The sequence below is a fragment of the Collinsella sp. HCP28S3_G2 genome, assembly GCF_052065125.1.
GTDB lineage: Bacteria > Actinomycetota > Coriobacteriia > Coriobacteriales > Coriobacteriaceae > Collinsella.
The window spans coordinates 1-1,453 of record NZ_JBQHUO010000033.1 but is presented as its reverse complement, the minus strand read 5'-3'; the positions used below and the strand labels follow the sequence as shown (position 1 = coordinate 1,453).

The following is a 1,453-nucleotide window of genomic DNA, read 5'->3' as shown; positions in this document are numbered from 1 at the left end:
TGAACTGCACCCCAAAACTTGGACGGCTTAAATAAGAACTACGCCGCAAGGGGCTGGTTCCGGAACTCCTCCGGGGTCAGCCCCTTCAGTTTAACCTGCCTTCGCCTCGTGTTCCAATGGGCGACGTACGCGTCCAGGTCCGCCTTGAAGGACTCGAAGTCGGGCCATGTCCTTCCCCGGAAGAACTCGTCCTTCATGTGGCCGAAGACCTGCTCGGTGGCGCCGTTGTCGATGCAGTTGCCCTTTCTGGACATGCTCTGGACGATCCCGGCGTCCTTCAGCCTCCCGCACCATGCGGCGTGCTGGTACTGCCAGCCCATGTCGCTGTGGAGCACCGGCGTCGCGCCCTCGGGCATCTTCGCCAGCAGCTGGTCGAGCAGCTCGGCCTGCTGCGCCATGTCCGGTCTGGTCGACGTCGACCACGCGACTATCTCCTTGCTGCCGAAGTCGTACACCGGCGCGAAGTAGGCCTTGCCCCAGGGCTGCTTGAACTCGGTGACGTCGGTGCCCATCTTCTGCCACGGCCCGTCGGCGGCGAAGTCGCGCCCGATGACGTTCTCGAACGTCTCGCCCACGACCCCCCTGTACGAGTTGTACCTATGGTAGTCGGTCTCGCGGCGGATGCCGCAGCGGACCCCCATCTCCCGCATCATCTTGAGCACGGTCTTGTTGGCTATGCGCGCGCCCAGCTCGGCGCGCAGGCACATGGCGACCTGGCGGTGGCCGCACCCGTTGGCCGTGCGCGAGAAGATCTCCGCCACCGCGTCCCGCAGCTCCGGGCGCGTCGGCCTGGCCGGGTGCGACAGCGCGTAATAGTAGCTGGACCGGGCCAGGCCGGCGCATTCCAGCAGGCTCCCCAGCTTCCACCCCTCCGCGCGCAGGGCGCTCACGGCCTCGACCTTCGCCCTGGTCAGAGCCCGTCCCTCTCGACCAGGGCACGCAATTTTTTTAGGTAGGCCACCTCGGTCTCGAGCCTTCGGCAGCGCTCCTCGAGCTCCTGCTCGCGGGTGCGCCCGCGCGACTTGGGGCCGGACCCCTTCGGCCTGCCCCTGGGCTTGGGCCTGAGCGCCTCGGCGCCGCCCTCGCGGTAGAGCGCGCACCATCTCTTGAGCGGCGCCAGGGACATGACCCCGAACGCCTTCATGGCGTCCTGCTTGCCCATGCCGCCGTCGACCACGGCCGAGGCGGCGGCGACCTTCTGCTCGTATGTGTACCTGGTCTGCTTGCCGTCCATGGATAGCAGCACCTCGCTTCCGAACGACCGGTATACGTAGAGCCATTGTCTCACGGTGTTTCGCGGGACCGACAGCGCCTTCGCCGCCGACTCGAAGCCGTGCCCTCGCTCGAAGAGCCCGATCGCCGCCTTCCTGGCCACGATGTCGTGTTTCACTCTCAAGTCGACACGCATAAAAAGCCTCCCATTTCTCGTGTCCAAGAAATGGGAGGCAGTTCA

The 1,453-nt window shown here is 65.9% G+C and carries 2 protein-coding genes; both read right to left on the bottom strand.

The features are described from left to right. Nucleotides 1-38: 38 nt before the first annotated feature. Complete coding sequence (locus tag ACTNB2_RS08795) at nt 39-890, bottom strand: IS3 family transposase (RefSeq protein WP_441042628.1); 852 nt, start codon at nt 888-890, stop codon at nt 39-41. A gap of 20 nt (nt 891-910) precedes the next feature. After that, complete coding sequence (locus ACTNB2_RS08790; RefSeq protein WP_441042627.1) at nt 911-1,234, bottom strand: transposase; 324 nt, start codon at nt 1,232-1,234, stop codon at nt 911-913. Between the last annotated feature and the right edge of the window lie 219 nt (nt 1,235-1,453).